The sequence below is a fragment of the Rhodococcus sp. ACT016 genome (assembly GCF_050477185.1).
In the GTDB taxonomy this organism is placed as follows: Bacteria; Actinomycetota; Actinomycetes; order Mycobacteriales; family Mycobacteriaceae; genus Prescottella.
In genome coordinates this window covers 236,021-251,017 of sequence record NZ_JBEAET010000001.1, presented here as the reverse complement: position 1 = coordinate 251,017, position 14,997 = coordinate 236,021, and the positions used below count along the sequence as shown (strand labels likewise).

Genomic DNA, 14,997 nt, shown 5'->3' with positions numbered 1-14,997 from the left:
GGAGGGGCACAGTCCCGATGGACACGATCGACCGACTCAGGGACGAGATTGCTCGGACGGGGCTGCTGACGGCGCCCCAGGCCGACGACGGATTCGTCTTCGGAACCGCTCGGATGCGTGCCACCGGAACCGACGTCAACGTGAACGTCGACCCCGAAATCGACGACCGCTCCGACGTGGACACCAGGGCGCTCCTTGCCGCTGTCGAACGAGTGCTCACGATCACCGATGCGCGATGGGAGCGGATCGTCGATTCGGTCGCCGAGGAGATCGAGGAGGCGGTCGGCGATCAGAGCGTGAGCGAAGCGACCGACTTGCGCGATGACCTGGCCCTCCGGTCCGTGGTCGTCTTTCACGACGCGGTACTGCTCTCCTTCGCCGCACCGAAGCAGTTCCCCGACAGCTGGATCCGCGTCCAACTCGACGAGGATCTCGGCGTCGAAGGTGTCGCCGTCGACGAGAAGGACGACGACGAGAAGGACGACGACGTCGAGGTCGTCGAGTTCGAGTCGCTCGACGGTCTGCTGGACCACCTGAGCTCGGCCGACGACCGCTAGGGCATGTCCGACACGCGTGGTCTCCGTCTATCCCGGGATGCCGGTAGGCCCGCTCGTGTCGAAGATTGGAAGAGGCTTTGGCTGACGCTGTTCGTCACGACGGGAGTCCGGACGTCGACTGGTTCTGGGACGTCATCGAGGAGTCCTCACGGAGCCGTGATCACCTCCGTGAAATTCTTGGACGACTGCCGAAGGACGCCGTCTACAAGTTCCAAGATCTGTTCTTGGACTTCGCCGCCGAGCTGCAGGACGAGCCATATCGGTCCCATCTCGGGCCCGACGAGTCCGAAGACGGCTTGGAAGACGCGGCGCACTGGGTCGTCAGCCAGGGGCGCTTGAGATATGAAGCGGTTCTGGCGGACCCGAGCCGGATGCCATCACACATCGACGTCGGTGATCCCGCCAACCTCGGCGGGCTCGCTTACGAGGTCTACCATCACCGGTTCGGGGAGCCGCTGGACCTGATCTAGATGTGATGTCCGGGAAGGTCGGTCAGCCGGGTGACCGGTGGTCGGCCCCTCCCACGCCGCCCACAGCTGGGCGAAGCGCCCACCCGCGGCGACCAACTCGGCGGGCGTGCCCTGCTCGACGATCCGCCCGTGCTCGAGCACTACGACCCGATCGGTGGCCGCGGCCTGCGTGAGCCGGTGCGCGACGACCAGTGTTGTCCGGCCCCGGGTGGCGGCGTCCGCGGCCCGCTCGAGTTCGCGGGCACCGGCACTGCCGGCCTCCGCGGTGGCCTCGTCGAGGATCGCGACGGTCGGGTCCGCCAGGACGAGTCGAGCCAGCGCCAGTTCCTGCGCCTGCGCGGCCGTCAGCGCGTGACCACCCTCGCCGACGACGGTGTCGAGTCCGTGGTCGAGGCTCCGCGCCCACGACAGCGCGCCGACCGTGTCGAGCGCCGAGGTGATCTCGTCGACCGTGGCATCCGGGCGCGCCAACCGCAGATCCTCGACGAGCGGTCCGGCGAACACGTGGACCTCCTGGCTGACGATTGCGACGTGCCGGCGCAGCTCGTGCGCGCCCAGCTCGGCGAGCGGCACACCGCCGATGCGGACCGTCCCGGACGTCGGCGGCAGCGACCCCGCCGTGAGCGCCGCCAGCGTCGACTTGCCGGCGCCCGTCGATCCGACGAGCGCCACCCGCTCCCCGGGCTCGAGGTGCAGGCTCACGCCGTGCAGCACCTCGTGACCGCCGTCGTAGCTGTGCCGCAGGTCCTCCAGCTCGAGCGACCCGTCGGCAGGTTCGCGGCGCGTGCCGGTGTCGCCGGTCTCGGGGATGTCGAGCACACCCACCAACCGGGCGAGGCTCGCACCCGCGGACTGCACCTCGTCGAACGTGTACAGCAGCGTGCCGATCGGATTGAAGAGGCGGTGGAACAGCAGCGCGGCGGCGGTCGTCTGACCGACGGTCACCGCGTCGGCGTCCACGAGCGCGAAACCGACGGCGAGAATCACGGCGAGACCGACGAATTCGGCCCGGTTCCCGCGTCCGGCGAACCGCGTGAACAACCCGAACACCCCGACCGCGAGACCTCGTGCGTCCGCCGACGCCCGGTCGATGTCGGCGAGGTGCCGGTCCTCGAGTCCGTACGCACGGACCGTCCGCACCCCTTGCATGCTGCTGATCAGGGCCTGCGACCGGCGCCCCATCGCAACCCGCTCCTGCGCGTACACCGGGCCCGACCGCGGCAGGTACCACTTCAACGCGAGCGCGTACATCGGCAGCGCGACCATCCCGGCCAGGCCCAGGCGCCAGTCGATGCCGACCATCGCCGCCATGCTCAGCACCACGAGCAACAGCGCGGAGATCAGGCTCGGAACGACGTCGGCGACGGCCTTGCCGATCACCGAGACGTCGTCGCCTACGCGGGAGAGCAAGTCTCCCTTGCCGACTCGTTCGATCGTCGGGATCGGCAGCCGCAGCGCCCGCGCCACCACCCGCTCGCGCAGCCCGGCGAGCGTGCCCTCACCCAGTCGCGCGATGAGGTACGAACCGAGTCCCGTCAGCGCGCCGGCGACGAGCGCGGCGACCGTGATGACCGCGACGACACCGACGATCGTCGACGCGGGTGCGCCCGCGCGCACCCGGTCGACGAGCACCCCGAAGACGTACACCGGGACCACCGCGGCCGCGGCCGCGACCGTCCCGACGACGAGCGTCGACGCGGTCAGCCCCTTGCGCTGCCCCAGTTCCCTTCCGAGCCAGCGCCAACTCTCCGACGCCGACGCGATGGGAAGCAGGCGTTCCTGGGGCGCGCTCATCGCAGCACCGCCTTCCGGTAGGCCGCGTCGGCGGCGGACAGCGCGGCGTGGGTGCCCTCGGCGACGACCCGGCCGTCGGCGAGGACGACGACGCGATCCGTCGCGGCCAGCAGCGCCGGGCTGCTGGTGATGAGCACGGTCGAATGGGCGCGCCCGTCACCGTGGCGCGCCGAGGCGATGCCCTCGGCGATCGCGTGCTCGGTGACCGCGTCGACGGCCGTGGTCGGGTCGTGCAGCACCATCACGGGTGCCTGCGCGGCCAGCGCGCGGGCGAGCGCGACGCGCTGACGCTGCCCGCCGGACAGGCTCGCCCCGCGGTCGGTCACCTCGTGGTCGAGACCCGCCGGGTGCGCATCGACGACGTCCACGGCGGCCGACGCCGTCAGCACCCGTTGCACCGCCCCATGGTCCGCGTCGGGGGCACCGGCGGTGACGTTGGAGTGGACGGTCCCGGCGAACAGATCGGTGTGGTGCGGCTCCACCAGGACCGTGCGACGCGCGTGCGTGAGCCCCAGCGCGGCCGCATCGACCCCGCCGATCCGGACCTCTCCCCCATACCGATCGGGCGGCACCTGTCCGGACAGCGCCTCGGCCAGCGCCTCGGCGTCCTCCGGCCGGTAGGCGACGACCCCCAGCAACTCGCCCGGCGCCACGGTGAGACTGACGTCGTCGAGCGACCGGTACGCGACCGCGCGCAGCTCCACGTCGTGCGTGCCCGACGGCGCCGCCGTCCCCTCCGGCAACAGCGGCTCCGCGTCGAGCACGAGCGCGAGCCGGTCCGCCGACGCGCGCGCGTTCGCGTAGAAGCCCGGGACCCGCGCGAGCATGCCGAGCGGTTCCACGATGAACTGCGACAGACCCACGACCGTGATGAGCTCGCCCACCGAGATCCGGCCGTCGAGCGCGAACCAGCCCGCGAACCCGGCGACCGAGACCGCGAGCAGCGCGCTCACCGTCATCGACACCCCGACGAACACGCCCGTCGCCTTCGCGGCCCGCATCGTCGCGGCGAGCGCCTCGCGGCTGACGTCGCGGTAGCGCTGTGCCGCCGCCTCCTCCGCGCCGATGCCGCGCAGCGGACGCAACCCGCTCACCAAATCGGTCGCCATCCCCGAAGCCCGCGCCGACGTCTCCTGCTGGGCCGTCGCCCGACGGGTGATCAGCGGAGCGGCGAGTTGCAGGAGCCCGAGCATGACGGGCGTACCGATCAGCACCGCCAGGCCAAGCGGGACGTCGATCCACAGCAGCGCGATCGCCGACGCGATCATCGCGGTCAGCGCGGCGGCGACCCGCGGCACGACGTCGAGGATCCATGCCTCCTTGTCGGCGTCCGACGTCGAGACCGTCAGCAGCTCACCCGCGCGCAGTTCGGTGCGGACGCCGCGCGGATCGAGGATCCGGCCAGCGACCTCGACGCGGAGGCGGTGCGCCTCCTGCTGGACCGCGGCCACGATGAACCGCGCGCCGATCCGCCACGACGACGTCAGCGCCACGAACAGAACGGCCAACGCCGCCATCCACACCACGAGCGCCGTGACGTCGCCGGTCTCGATCGCCCGGTCGACGATGACGCCGATCGCGATCGGTACCGCGGTCTCCGCGACCTGGTGCAGGCTCACCAGGACGGTGCCCGCGAACAGACGCGCGCGATTGCGTGCGAGTGTCCGCCGCAGAACCGCGATACCACCGGTCATCGATCCTCCAGCCCTCGAATCCAGTTAGGTAAGTAGACCCTAACTGGAAGGTGAGTGGCGCTCACCGGGGCGGTTCTCATAGAGTCGCAGTAAGAACTACCTGCGCCTGTAGTAGAGCAAGCCTGGAAGGAACAAGATGGCCGCGAAGACGACCACCGAGAACGACATCGCGGACGAGGACCTCGAGCCCGTAGCCGACGAGACCGCCCGGCAGGCTCAGCGTGTCGTCGCCGCGTACGCCACCGACGCCGACGAATGCCGGATGCTGCTCTCGATGCTCGGCATCGGCCCTGCCACCAAGCTCGACTGACGAACGACAACAGGGAAAGGTAAGGCGATCCGTGGCTGCGCGCTCGGGATCATCGACGAGTTCCGAGGGCGCGGCGGGCGCGGAATCCGACGCCGCCCTTCAGCCCGGCTCCAACTTCGTCGTCGTCGCGAACCGATTACCTGTCGATCTCGAGAAGTTGCCGGACGGCACGACCCGCTGGAAGCGTAGCCCCGGCGGGCTCGTCACCGCTCTCGAGCCGATCCTGCGCAACAACAAGGGCGCATGGGTGGGCTGGCCCGGAGTCCCCGACGTCGACCTCGACCCGATCGTCGAGGACGGCCTCGACCTCTACCCCGTGCCGCTGAGCGCGCAGGAGGTCGCCGACTACTACGAGGGCTTCTCCAACGCCACCCTGTGGCCGCTCTACCACGACGTGATCGTCAAGCCGGAGTACCGGCGCGAGTGGTGGAATGCGTACGTCGAGGTGAATCGTCGATTCGCCGAAGCCACATCCAAGGCCGCCGCCGAGGGCGCCACCGTCTGGATCCAGGACTACCAGCTGCAGCTGGTACCGAAGATGCTGCGGATGCTGCGCCCCGATCTCACCATCGGCTTCTTCCTGCACATCCCGTTCCCGCCGGTCGAGCTGTTCATGCAGATGCCGTGGCGGCGCGAGATCGTCGAGGGGCTCCTTGGCGCCGACCTCATCGGCTTCCACCTGCCCGGCGGCGCACAGAACTTCATGTACCTCGCCCGCCGCCTCGCCGGACAGCAGACCTCCCGCGGCACCGTCGGCGTCCGCTCCAAGCTCGGTGTCGTGCAGGTCGGGTTCCGCACCGTCCGAGTCGGCGCGTTCCCCATCTCCATCGACTCCGGCAAGCTCGACGAGATGTCGCGCCGCAAGTCGATCCGCGACCGCGCCAAGCAGATTCGCAAGGAACTCGGCAACCCCAAACGCATCATGCTGGGCGTCGACCGCCTCGACTACACCAAGGGCATCGACGTCCGCCTCGACGCGCTTTACGAGCTCCTCGAGGAGGGCCGCGTCGATCCCGCCGACACCGTGATGGTCCAGCTGGCCACCCCGAGCCGGGAGCGCGTCGAGAGCTACGTCCAGATGCGCGGCGCCATCGAGCAGACCGTCAGCCGCATCAACGGCGAGTACGCCGAGGTTGGCCGGCCGGTGGTGCACTACATCCACCGCCCCATCGGACGAGACGAACTGATCGCGTTCTTCGTCGCCTCCGACGTCATGCTCGTGACTCCGCTGCGCGACGGCATGAACCTCGTCGCCAAGGAGTACGTGGCCTGCCGCAGCGATCTCGGCGGCGCGCTGCTGCTGAGCGAATTCACCGGCGCGGCAGCCGAACTCCGTCAAGCCTTCCTGTGCAACCCGCACGACCTCGACGACGTCAAGGACAAGATGGAGGCGGCGCTCGAGCAGGATCGCGAGGACGGCCGACGCCACATGCGCGCCCTGCGCCGTCAGGTACTCGCGCACGACGTCGACCGCTGGGCCCGCTCCTTCCTCGACGCGCTCGACCAGCAGGGTGTCGCGGGATCGGCACTCCTGCCGCCCGACAGCGAGTTCGCCGAGTAACCACAGCCGAACGACGAAATGGGCTCCCGCATTGCGCGGGAGCCCATTTCGTCTCGGTCGCTCAGCCGACGGTCGCCGACCGCTACACGGGAGTCAGTCGCCCGGTCAGCCAGCGATCGCCGTCCTTGTGCATCTCCATCCGTACCCGGCTGCCGGTGGTCGCGGCGTCCGGCATGTCGGCGCTGGTCGTGACCTGGTTGACGAACAGCAGCACCACCGCGTCGTCCGGGGTCGCGGAGACGATCGACCCGGCCTGCACGGTGGCCTCGACGGTGAGCTTCTTCTCCTTCGCGCCCGGCGCGATGGTCTCCTGCACCAGTTTGTCGTAGTCCGCCTTGAACTCCCCAGTCAGGCCGTCCGCCGCGGCGGCCAGCTGCTGGTCCACGTCGTTGTAGTTGTAGGACAACATCGTGGCCGCCTGCGCGCTCGCCGCCTGCACCGCGTCGGTCCGGGCCTGTTCCGTAGCACGGTCCTGGAGGTATCCCCAGCCGAGCCATCCGACGCCGATCACCAGCGCGAGCACCAGCACACCGGCGACTGCGGCGAGCATCTTCGTCTGCCGTGCACCCGTGGAAGCCGCAGTCGGTGCCGGCTTCTCCGTCGCGTCGGTTTCGACGCTCATGTCACGACCCTCACTGTCAGCACGATTCTCGGTCACGGCACGAACTCCACCTTCGACGCCGACATGGAGCCACCGTCGTCGGTGACCGTCACCCGCATGCGGAAATCCCTCGGGCCGTTCTGTGTTCCGTCGGGCGTACTGACGTCCGCGCGTGCGGCGACGAGCACCTTGGCGGTGTTGCCGTTCTCGCTCTCGATCCCCGACTCGAGGATCTTTCCGACGGTGGTCACACCGGCCTCCTTCACCACACTGACGAAGGGGTCCTCGCGGCCGTCGAACTCGGACTTGAACTCGCCACTCGCCCCGGCGAGGATCCTTTCCACGTCTTCCTTCGCGGTGTCCGGCTTGATCGTCGTCAAGTTCAGCACGGTTTGACGAGCGGTCTGCTCGAAGGCATTTCGCTGGGCATCGCGCTCACTGGCCGCGTTCTTCTCGTACAACAGCCACCCGCCGGTGGCCACGAGAGCGACGACGACAATCCCCGCCGCGATGACGGCGAGCAGCCCGCGGCGTCCGCGCGGTGCAACCGAATCCGGAGCGGCCGAGTCCGACTCGGCGGGCGGCTGATCGGCCGCCCGCGGCTCCACCGCAATCGGCTCGGCGGTCGCGACCGCCGCGGACGGTTGCTTCGCCGACGTCGACGCGGCGGTCGGTGTCGGTGCGGCGGTCGCTATCACCGTCTGCGTCACGTCGTGCGAGTCCGCCTTGCCGGCATCGTCAACCGGCTTCGACGGGATCGGCCCGCTCGCCGGCCCGGCACTGCGGCTGGCCCGCCGACGAACCGAACGCTTCGGCGCGTCGAGCGTCAGCCCTGCTGACGTGTCATCATCGTCTGCCACGTCGTGTCCTCCCTCGGTGTTCCACCCGACGCCAGCCCGGGCTGCGAGTACAACTTGCCGTCGGGGCCGGTGTACTTGCCCGTCGTCGGGTCGTAGGGACGCGCTGTGGCAGGCACATTCGCGTTCCCGTCGAAGCTCGCCGGGGCTGTCGTGTACGAGGGTACAGACGGATCCTGCGGCGGCCCACTGGGCGGGTTGTTGCCGAGCGGAACGTAACCCTCAGGGCTACGGCACTCCGCGGGAGAGGCTGCCCGCTTGCCCGGGAACTCCATGCACGGGTAGTTGCGCGCGCCTCGAACGGTGGTGGGGTCGTCCTGAGCCACTTTGCAGAAGAGATCCGACGGGGTGGGCGGAATCGACGTCTCGTTGGGCGAGCGCCACTCGTCTGCCGGAAGGAAGCCGGTGGTGCACGGCGGCGGATCGTTCACCTGGAGAGCGAAGTTCACAATCGCACCATCCTCGATCGGCCCGAGCATGGCGGTAGTCAATAGACCCGCGACCAGGGGCGGATAGATCACCAGCACCTGCTCGATGCTCTTGTGGTAGATCGTGGTGACCTCGCCGACGCTCACGAGGTTCGCAAGCAGCAGCGGCAGAGTCGGCTGAAGCTGCTGGAACAGCGTGTTGGCCTGGGCCGCCGCGTCGGGCGACTTCTCGAGCAGATCGCGAATCTGAGGGTCGCTGGCGCGCAACTGGTTCGAGAACGTCACCAGATCCTTCGTCCAGGAACGAATGTCGTCACTCGTGACGACCTGGGTGTCGAGGAGTCCCTCGGCCTGTTCGATGAGTGTCTTGGTGGCGTCGACGTTGTTGTTGGCCTCCTGGATGAACAGGCGCGCCGAGTCGATCAGCCGTTGCAGGTCCGGGCCGGCACCGTTGAACGCCTTGAACGACTCGTCGACGACCATACGCAGCTTGGTGTTCGAGATGCTCTTGACCAACGAGTCAGCCTGGTCGAGCATCGCGCCGACGTCCTGCGGCACGCTCGTGCGGTCCTCCGGGATCACGTCCCCGTTCGCGAGATACGGCGCGGAGTCGGTGCGCGGGATCAGATCCACGTACTGCTCACCGATCGCCGACACGCTCTTGACCGCCGCGTCCACGTCCGCAGGGATGTCGTAGTCCTTGCTGATCGACAGCGTCGCGTCGACGCCGTTCTCGGTGAGGACGACGTCCTGGACCTTGCCGACGTTGGTGCCACGGAACGCGACGTTGGCGTTGGTGTACAGGCCGCCGGTCGACGGTAGCTCCACGGTCACCCGATACTGCCCGATTCCGAACAGCGCGGGCAGACGCACGTACTGGGTGGCCATCACGACCAGTCCGATGACAGTCAGGATCGAGAAGATCACCAACTGGACGCGGACGAACTTCGAGAGCATCATGGCGTCGGCACTCCTAGTTGCGGAAGGCCAGGAATCTGCAGCGGCGGAGCGTTATTGCTCGTTGCAGGCTTCGGAACGGGCTGAATCAGGTCGGGCTTCTTCGGGTCGGGAATCTGGAGCGGATCGTGGGCCTGACCGGCCGTGCCGGCCAAGGTTCCCAGCGCACCCTCGACGCCGCCGAGCGTCGGACCAAGGCCCGTCTTGTCGATGAAATTGCTGGTCAGACGCTCGTTGGTCAGGTCGATCATCATGTTCAGGTTCGCATAGTCGCCCTGGAACACCTGGTCCATGTATTTCATCGTGAACGGGAAGGTCAGCATCAGCGACAGCACCTGGGTCAGGTTGTTACCGGTGCTGGCCAGCTGAGCCAACAGCGGCGACAGTGAGGCCAGATTCGCCTCGAGTGCGTCGCCGGTCTCGTTGATCACCCGGGTCGCGGTCTCGCTGAAATTGCCCAGCGCCACCAGGGCATTGGTCAGGTTCTGGCGCTGCCCCACCAATACCTCGAGCGCTGGAGGAATGCTGTCCAGCGCCTGGGTCAGCGTGTCGGTCTGCTTGTTCACGGTTCCGGCGAGCCGGTCGATGCCCTCCATCGCGGAGATGATCTCGCCGCGTTGCTCGTCGAGGCTGCCGACCAACTGGTCGAGCTGCGGCAGCAGGTCTCGGATCGAGTCCTCACGTCCACCGAGGGCAGCGTTCAGCTCTCGCGTGATGTCGTTGATCTGGGCCAGACCGCCGCCGTTGAGCACCACAGACAGCGACGACAGCGTCTGCTCGGTGGTCGGATAGGCTCCCGCCCGCTCGAGCGGGATCACGTCGCCATCCTTCAGGGTGCCCACTGGGGCCACCCCGACTGGTGGTGCCAGTTCGAGATGCTGGGAACCGAGCAGGCTGGTCTGCCCGATCTTCGCGGTCGCGTTCGCGGGCAGATGCACGTCGCCGTTCAGCGACACTGTCACGAGGGCATGCCAATCCTCGACCTCGATACCGGTGACTGCGCCGACCGTGACGTCGTTGACCCGCACGGGCGAATTCTGCGACAGCGTAGTCACATTGGGCATCGCGATCTCGACGGTGTAGGCGCCCTCACCCTTGCCCTCGGTGCCGGGCAACGGAACCGAGTTCAGCCCGTTCCACTCGCAGCCGGTCACGGTCAGCGACAGCGTCACGGCAACGGCGGACGCAGCCAACACTCGGGTGCGCTTACGACGCTGGATCATCGTCCACCTCCGGGATTGAGCAACGCCCCGAGGTCCTTCGGCACCGACACGTTCGGCATCATCAAGAGCGGCGCGGAGACGGTTTGCGGTGCCGTCCGAGCAGGCACCTCGCCGGCCAGACTCGGCGGGCTGTACACGATCTGGTCCGGCGTAGCGCTCTGGGTGGTCGCCGGGCGGGTCAGGATACCCGGGTAGTTCGTGGTGATCGAGTTCAGGACCGGTCCGAGGAACTGGGCACAGAGGTCTGCCGATCGGTCCGAATCGTTGGTGTCGAGGCCCTCGATCAGTCCACACACCATGTTGATCGGGTTCCTCGCGTTACTCGCGGCGAGCACACCGTTCAGCGAGCCCTGTTTGGGGCTGTAGATGTTGTTGAAGTTCGCCAACGCGGTCGGCGCGACATGGAGCACCTGCTCGAGCTGCGGACGCTTGTCGACCAGTACGGACGTCGCGTCCGCGAGCCTGCCGACCTGTTCGGTGAGCGCCGAGCTGTTCTCGGTGACGAACCGGTTCACGTCACCGACCGCAACGTCGAGATCCTGCAGAGCCGTGCCGAGTTCGTCGCTGGTGTCCGCGAGTAGCGATGACACCGAATGGAGTCGACCGCCGAACTGCACGATCTGCTGGTTGCTGGCGGACAATGCGGAGACGAACACCTGCAGGTTGCGGACGGTCCCGAACAGGTCGGTTCGGCCGTCCGACAACGTCTTCATCGTGTCCGACAGTTCGCGCAGGGTCTTGCGTAGTGCATCGCCGTTGCCGTCGAGGTTGTCACCGACGGTGTCGATGAAGTTACCCAACGAACCCTGGTCAGCGCCGCCCTGCGGGCCGAGCGCATCCGACAGCTTCGTCAGCTCGGTCTTGATCTCGTCCCACTCCACCGGAACCGCTGTGCGCTCGGACGGAATCTCGGCGCCGTCGGACATCGTGTCGCCGCCCGTATACACCGGGGTCAGCTGGACGAACCGTGCCGCGACCAGGCTGGGAGCCATGATCACGGCCTTCGCGTCGGCCGGAATGTCGACGGAGCGGTCGACATTCATGACCACCGTGGCACCAGCACCGTTCGGGTCGATGCTCTGGATCGTGCCGACCTTCACACCGAGCACTCGAACGTCATCGCCGGCGTACAGGCCCGTGGTGGACGGGAACTGGGCGGTGATGGTGGTCTTCCCCAGTCCTGGGAACAGGAAGACCACACCTGCAGCAATGACAGCGAGGGCAATGACGACGGCACCGCCTACGAGCATCCACCGCTTCCTCGGGTTCGTCTGCTTCTGCTCGTCGCTCATCAGTTCGGATCCTTGAGCTCGGTCTTCAACGGCGGGAACTGGGCGAGGTCCTGCGGGACGTGCTCGGGCCACACCAACTGGTCGACCAACGTCTGGGTCATGGCACCGACGCTGAAGTTCGCGACGTACGCCATGAAGAACGGGCCGCTGCCGACGGCCTCGCCGAGCGAGCGCGCATACGGCGCCAGCCCTTCGAGGGCCCTGCCGATGTTGTCCTTGTTGTTCTGCAGGTTGGCCACCACCGAGTTCAGCTTGTCGAGCGTCGGCTTCATCTGCTGCTCGTTGTCCCGAACCAGGCCGGTGAGCTGTTGCGAGACGGCGGAGACGTTCGTGATCAGTTCACTGATCGCGTTGCGGCGGCGATCGAGCTCGCCGAGCAGCTGATTGCCGTCGAGGATCAGCGCGTTGATCTGATCGCTGCGGTCCGCGAGGATCTTCGTCACGTCCTCGGCCCGGCCCAGCAGATCCTTGAGCGACTCGTCCCGCGAGTTGATGCTCCGCGACAGCCGGGTGACTCCGTCGAGCGCCGCGCGCAACTCGGGCGGAGTGCCAGACAGCGACTCTGACACCGCATTGAGCGAGTCGTTGAGCTGGTTCGTGTCGAGATCGGCGACAGTGGACGTCAGATCACCGAGAGCATCGTTGAGCGAGTACGGAGAGTTGGTGCGGTCCAACGGAATCGTGCTGCCGACCTTCATGACGTCGGTCCCCTCCGATGTCACCTGCAGTGACTTGCGGCCGAGGATCGTGTTCGTCTTGATATCGGCACCCGTGCTGTCGCCGAGGCGGATGTCCTCGCCCACCGAGAAGGTGACCCGCACATCGGCACCGTCGAGTTCGATGTTCTCGACCTTGCCCACGTTCACGCCCGCGAGGGTGACGTAGTCGCCCGGCATCAGGCCGCCGGCGTCCTCGAACAACGCCTCGTAACGGACGTTGCCGAACAGGAACGGCAACCGGTCGTACTGCAGGCCGGCAAGGACGAGGCATGCCGAGACCGCCACACCGATGATGCCGATCCGTACAAGATTCCGCTCACCCTTGGCCATTGAACGCGCACCTCCCCGTCGTCTGTGTCGGAGTGGTCGGCAGGTCCACTCGCAACTCCTGCCCGTCCGGGCCGGAGAACTTGAACTTCACCGAGCACGTGTAGAACTGGAAGAACGCGCCGTACGAGCCGGTTCGGATCAGTTTCTGGTAAGCCTCCGGTAGGCGCTCGAGGACCCAGTTGATGTCGTCCTGACCGTTGTCCAGGTTCGTCGCAAGCTGGCCTGCTGCGGCAATCGTCGACTGCAGATCCGGGCGCACGCCCTGCAACAAATGCGTGAGATCGTCGGTGGCCGTGGCGATCTTCGGAATCGACGCACCGATCGGGTCTTTGTCCTGAGCCAGTCCGCTGACCAACTGCTGGAGATTGTCGATGGTGGACGAGAACTGATCGCCCTTATCGTTGATCGTCTTCAGCGTGGTGTTCAGGTTGTTGATGACGTCGCCGATCAGCTTGTCCCGGTCCGCGAGGGTCGACGTGAACGAGCTGGTGCTGCCGAGCAACGACACCAAGGTATCGCCCTGCCCCTGGAACACCTGCAACAGAGCACTACTCAGGTCGTTGACCTGTTCCGCACTCAGCCCACGGAGCAGCGGTTTGAATCCGCCGAGCAGCAGGTCCAGGTCGAGAGCCGGCGCGGTCTGCGATTCGGGAATCGTGCTGCCGGCAGGGAGAGGCTCGGCCGACCCTTCCCCTTCCAGAAGCTCGAGGTACCGGTCGCCGACGAGGTTCTCGTAGCGGACGGTTGCGCGGGTGCTCTGCAGCAGAGGGTACTTCGTGTCCACGTTGAAGCTGACGTACGCGAGGTTGTCGGAACCGACCTCGACGCCCTTGACCGTGCCGACGGGCACACCCGCGATTCGAACCTTCTCTCCCGACTTCAAGCCGGACGCGTTGGTGAACTCTGCGCGATAGCCGTCGGTACTGCTGAATCGGGCCTGGCTGAACACGATCGCCAGACCGGCGAAGATCAGCACCATCACGGTGGTGAATGCGAGGAACTTGACTGTGGTCGCACGCATCACTTCTGCCCCTCCGCCGGCACGCCGTAGAGCCACTGGAACAGGGTCGGCACGCTCAACTCCGTCTTTGTCGCCGGCACGTACGGCACGTTTCCGGTGTCGGCCACCACGAACGGCGCGTTGCCGTTGACCTTCGGGTCGAAGTTGGGCAGACCCCAACAGTTCGGTCCGCCGGTGGCGTTGACCTTGGGTAGATCCTTCGGGTACGTGTACGGCTCGAGTCCGGGCAGGAAGTTCGTGCTCATCGCGAAGCCGGCCTGGCCACCGCCCTCGATCTGCTCCGCCATGGGACGGGCCTTGTTGAGCCCGACGATCAGGCAGGAGATGCTCGGGGAGTACCCGGCGAGCAGGGCCGTCGTGGGCTCCAGGAGCTCGAGTGCCCGTGTCAGGTTCGCCTCGTTGTCGGTGAGCAACTGGTTACCGGTGTTCGCCAGCGCCGTGACGTTCTCCAACGTCATCCGCAGGTTCTCACGCTCGTCGACGATGCTGCCGCTGGTCGCGGTCAGGTTGCCGAGCAACGTCATCAGGTCCGGCGTGACGTCGGCGTACGTGTTGGTCACCGTCGCGGCCGAGTCGAGGTCCTGCCGTAGCTGCGGCAGCACCGGATTGACGGCCTTGAGGTACGTGTCAGTGTCCTCGAGCAGCTGGCCGAGTTCGTCGCCGCGTCCGTTCAGCGCCGACGAGATCGCACCGAGGGTCGCGTTCAGCTTCTCGGGTTCGATCTGCTGCAGGAGCGTGGACAGGTGCTGGAAGAGGGTATTGAACTCGACTGTCACGCTGTCGGCGCTGATCTCCGCGCCAGGCTGCAGCGAGTTCGGCGACGGGTTCTCGGGCACAACGAAGTTGACGTACTTGGCACCGAACACGGTGGTCGACTTGATCTCGACGGTCGAGTTGGACGGGATCATGTGCATCTGCGACGGATCCATGTTCAGCTCGATCCGCGCCTGACCGTTGTCCTCGTCGATGGAGGCCACCCGGCCAACTTCGACACCGCGGAGCTTGACCTTGGCGTCGGGCTCCATGACGAGGCCTGCGCGCGCAACAGTGATCGTCACCGGCTCACTCTTCGTGAAGCCGCCGACGAACATCGTCAACGCCACGACGACGATCGCCACCAAGCCGAACACCATCACGGCCGCAGCGAGTTTCGTCTTCCACCTTGCTTCGGGCATCGTTCCCC

At 67.1% G+C, this 14,997-nt stretch carries 13 protein-coding genes and 1 pseudogene; 4 read left to right on the top strand and 10 right to left on the bottom strand.

All coding sequences use genetic code 11. The annotated features are described in order from the left end of the window. Nucleotides 1–17: 17 nt before the first annotated feature. Both ACQ5DX_RS01210 and ACQ5DX_RS01205 read left to right on the top strand, forming a co-directional pair. Complete coding sequence (locus ACQ5DX_RS01210) at nucleotides 18–557, top strand: cytochrome C5 (RefSeq protein ID WP_430330881.1); 540 nt, start codon at nucleotides 18–20, stop codon at nucleotides 555–557. A 65-nt stretch (nucleotides 558–622) separates the two neighbouring features. Beyond that, nucleotides 623–1,027: a DUF4240 domain-containing protein gene (locus ACQ5DX_RS01205; protein WP_430330880.1), complete on the top strand. Its 405-nt coding sequence runs from the start codon at nucleotides 623–625 to the stop codon at nucleotides 1,025–1,027. 45 nt (nucleotides 1,028–1,072) lie between these two features. Here the strand turns inward: ACQ5DX_RS01205 and ACQ5DX_RS01200 are convergent. Next, nucleotides 1,073–2,821 (bottom strand): annotated as a pseudogene (locus ACQ5DX_RS01200) (ABC transporter ATP-binding protein); the annotation flags it as partial. Continuing rightward, on the bottom strand, nucleotides 2,818–4,515 hold the full coding sequence (locus ACQ5DX_RS01195; RefSeq protein WP_430330879.1) for an ABC transporter ATP-binding protein: 1,698 nt from the start codon (nucleotides 4,513–4,515) through the stop codon (nucleotides 2,818–2,820). The gene ACQ5DX_RS01195 and the pseudogene ACQ5DX_RS01200, both read right to left, overlap by 4 nt. Before the next feature lie 136 nt (nucleotides 4,516–4,651). Here ACQ5DX_RS01195 and ACQ5DX_RS01190 point away from each other — a divergent pair, with 136 nt between their 5' ends. Together ACQ5DX_RS01190 and ACQ5DX_RS01185 are read left to right on the top strand one after the other, a co-directional pair. After that, nucleotides 4,652–4,825: a hypothetical protein gene (locus tag ACQ5DX_RS01190; protein WP_430330878.1), complete on the top strand. Its 174-nt coding sequence runs from the start codon at nucleotides 4,652–4,654 to the stop codon at nucleotides 4,823–4,825. A gap of 31 nt (nucleotides 4,826–4,856) precedes the next feature. Next, nucleotides 4,857–6,386, top strand: a complete 1,530-nt coding sequence (locus ACQ5DX_RS01185; protein ID WP_430330877.1) for an alpha,alpha-trehalose-phosphate synthase (UDP-forming) — start codon at nucleotides 4,857–4,859, stop codon at nucleotides 6,384–6,386. A gap of 82 nt (nucleotides 6,387–6,468) precedes the next feature. Here the strand turns inward: ACQ5DX_RS01185 and ACQ5DX_RS01180 are convergent, their stop codons facing one another. The 8 genes from ACQ5DX_RS01180 to ACQ5DX_RS01145 are packed head-to-tail and all read right to left on the bottom strand — an operon-like array spanning nucleotide 6,469 to nucleotide 14,989. Beyond that, complete coding sequence (locus ACQ5DX_RS01180) at nucleotides 6,469–7,008, bottom strand: h domain protein (protein WP_430330876.1); 540 nt, start codon at nucleotides 7,006–7,008, stop codon at nucleotides 6,469–6,471. A 32-nt stretch (nucleotides 7,009–7,040) separates the two neighbouring features. Next, a complete protein-coding gene (locus ACQ5DX_RS01175) occupies nucleotides 7,041–7,847 on the bottom strand; it encodes a hypothetical protein (protein WP_430330875.1) in 807 nt (268 codons plus the stop codon). After that, nucleotides 7,814–9,232 carry an MCE family protein gene (locus ACQ5DX_RS01170; protein ID WP_430330874.1) on the bottom strand — a complete coding sequence of 473 codons (1,419 nt, stop codon included), beginning with the start codon at nucleotides 9,230–9,232 and terminating at the stop codon, nucleotides 7,814–7,816. The genes ACQ5DX_RS01175 and ACQ5DX_RS01170 overlap by 34 nt, the downstream gene beginning before the upstream one ends. Continuing rightward, entirely contained in the window at nucleotides 9,229–10,452 is a 1,224-nt protein-coding gene (locus ACQ5DX_RS01165; protein ID WP_430330873.1) for an MCE family protein, read from the bottom strand. Before ACQ5DX_RS01165 ends, ACQ5DX_RS01170 begins: the two co-directional genes overlap by 4 nt. After that, nucleotides 10,449–11,744 (bottom strand): MCE family protein, encoded by a 1,296-nt coding sequence (locus tag ACQ5DX_RS01160; protein ID WP_430330872.1) that lies wholly within the window; start codon nucleotides 11,742–11,744, stop codon nucleotides 10,449–10,451. The genes ACQ5DX_RS01165 and ACQ5DX_RS01160 overlap by 4 nt, the downstream gene beginning before the upstream one ends. Beyond that, nucleotides 11,744–12,793 carry an MCE family protein gene (locus tag ACQ5DX_RS01155; protein WP_430330871.1) on the bottom strand — a complete coding sequence of 350 codons (1,050 nt, stop codon included), beginning with the start codon at nucleotides 12,791–12,793 and terminating at the stop codon, nucleotides 11,744–11,746. The genes ACQ5DX_RS01160 and ACQ5DX_RS01155 overlap by 1 nt, the downstream gene beginning before the upstream one ends. After that, a complete protein-coding gene (locus ACQ5DX_RS01150) occupies nucleotides 12,780–13,814 on the bottom strand; it encodes an MCE family protein (protein ID WP_430330870.1) in 1,035 nt (344 codons plus the stop codon). Before ACQ5DX_RS01150 ends, ACQ5DX_RS01155 begins: the two co-directional genes overlap by 14 nt. Further along, entirely contained in the window at nucleotides 13,814–14,989 is a 1,176-nt protein-coding gene (locus tag ACQ5DX_RS01145) for an MCE family protein (RefSeq protein WP_430330869.1), read from the bottom strand. Before ACQ5DX_RS01145 ends, ACQ5DX_RS01150 begins: the two co-directional genes overlap by 1 nt. Nucleotides 14,990–14,997: the final 8 nt, after the last annotated feature.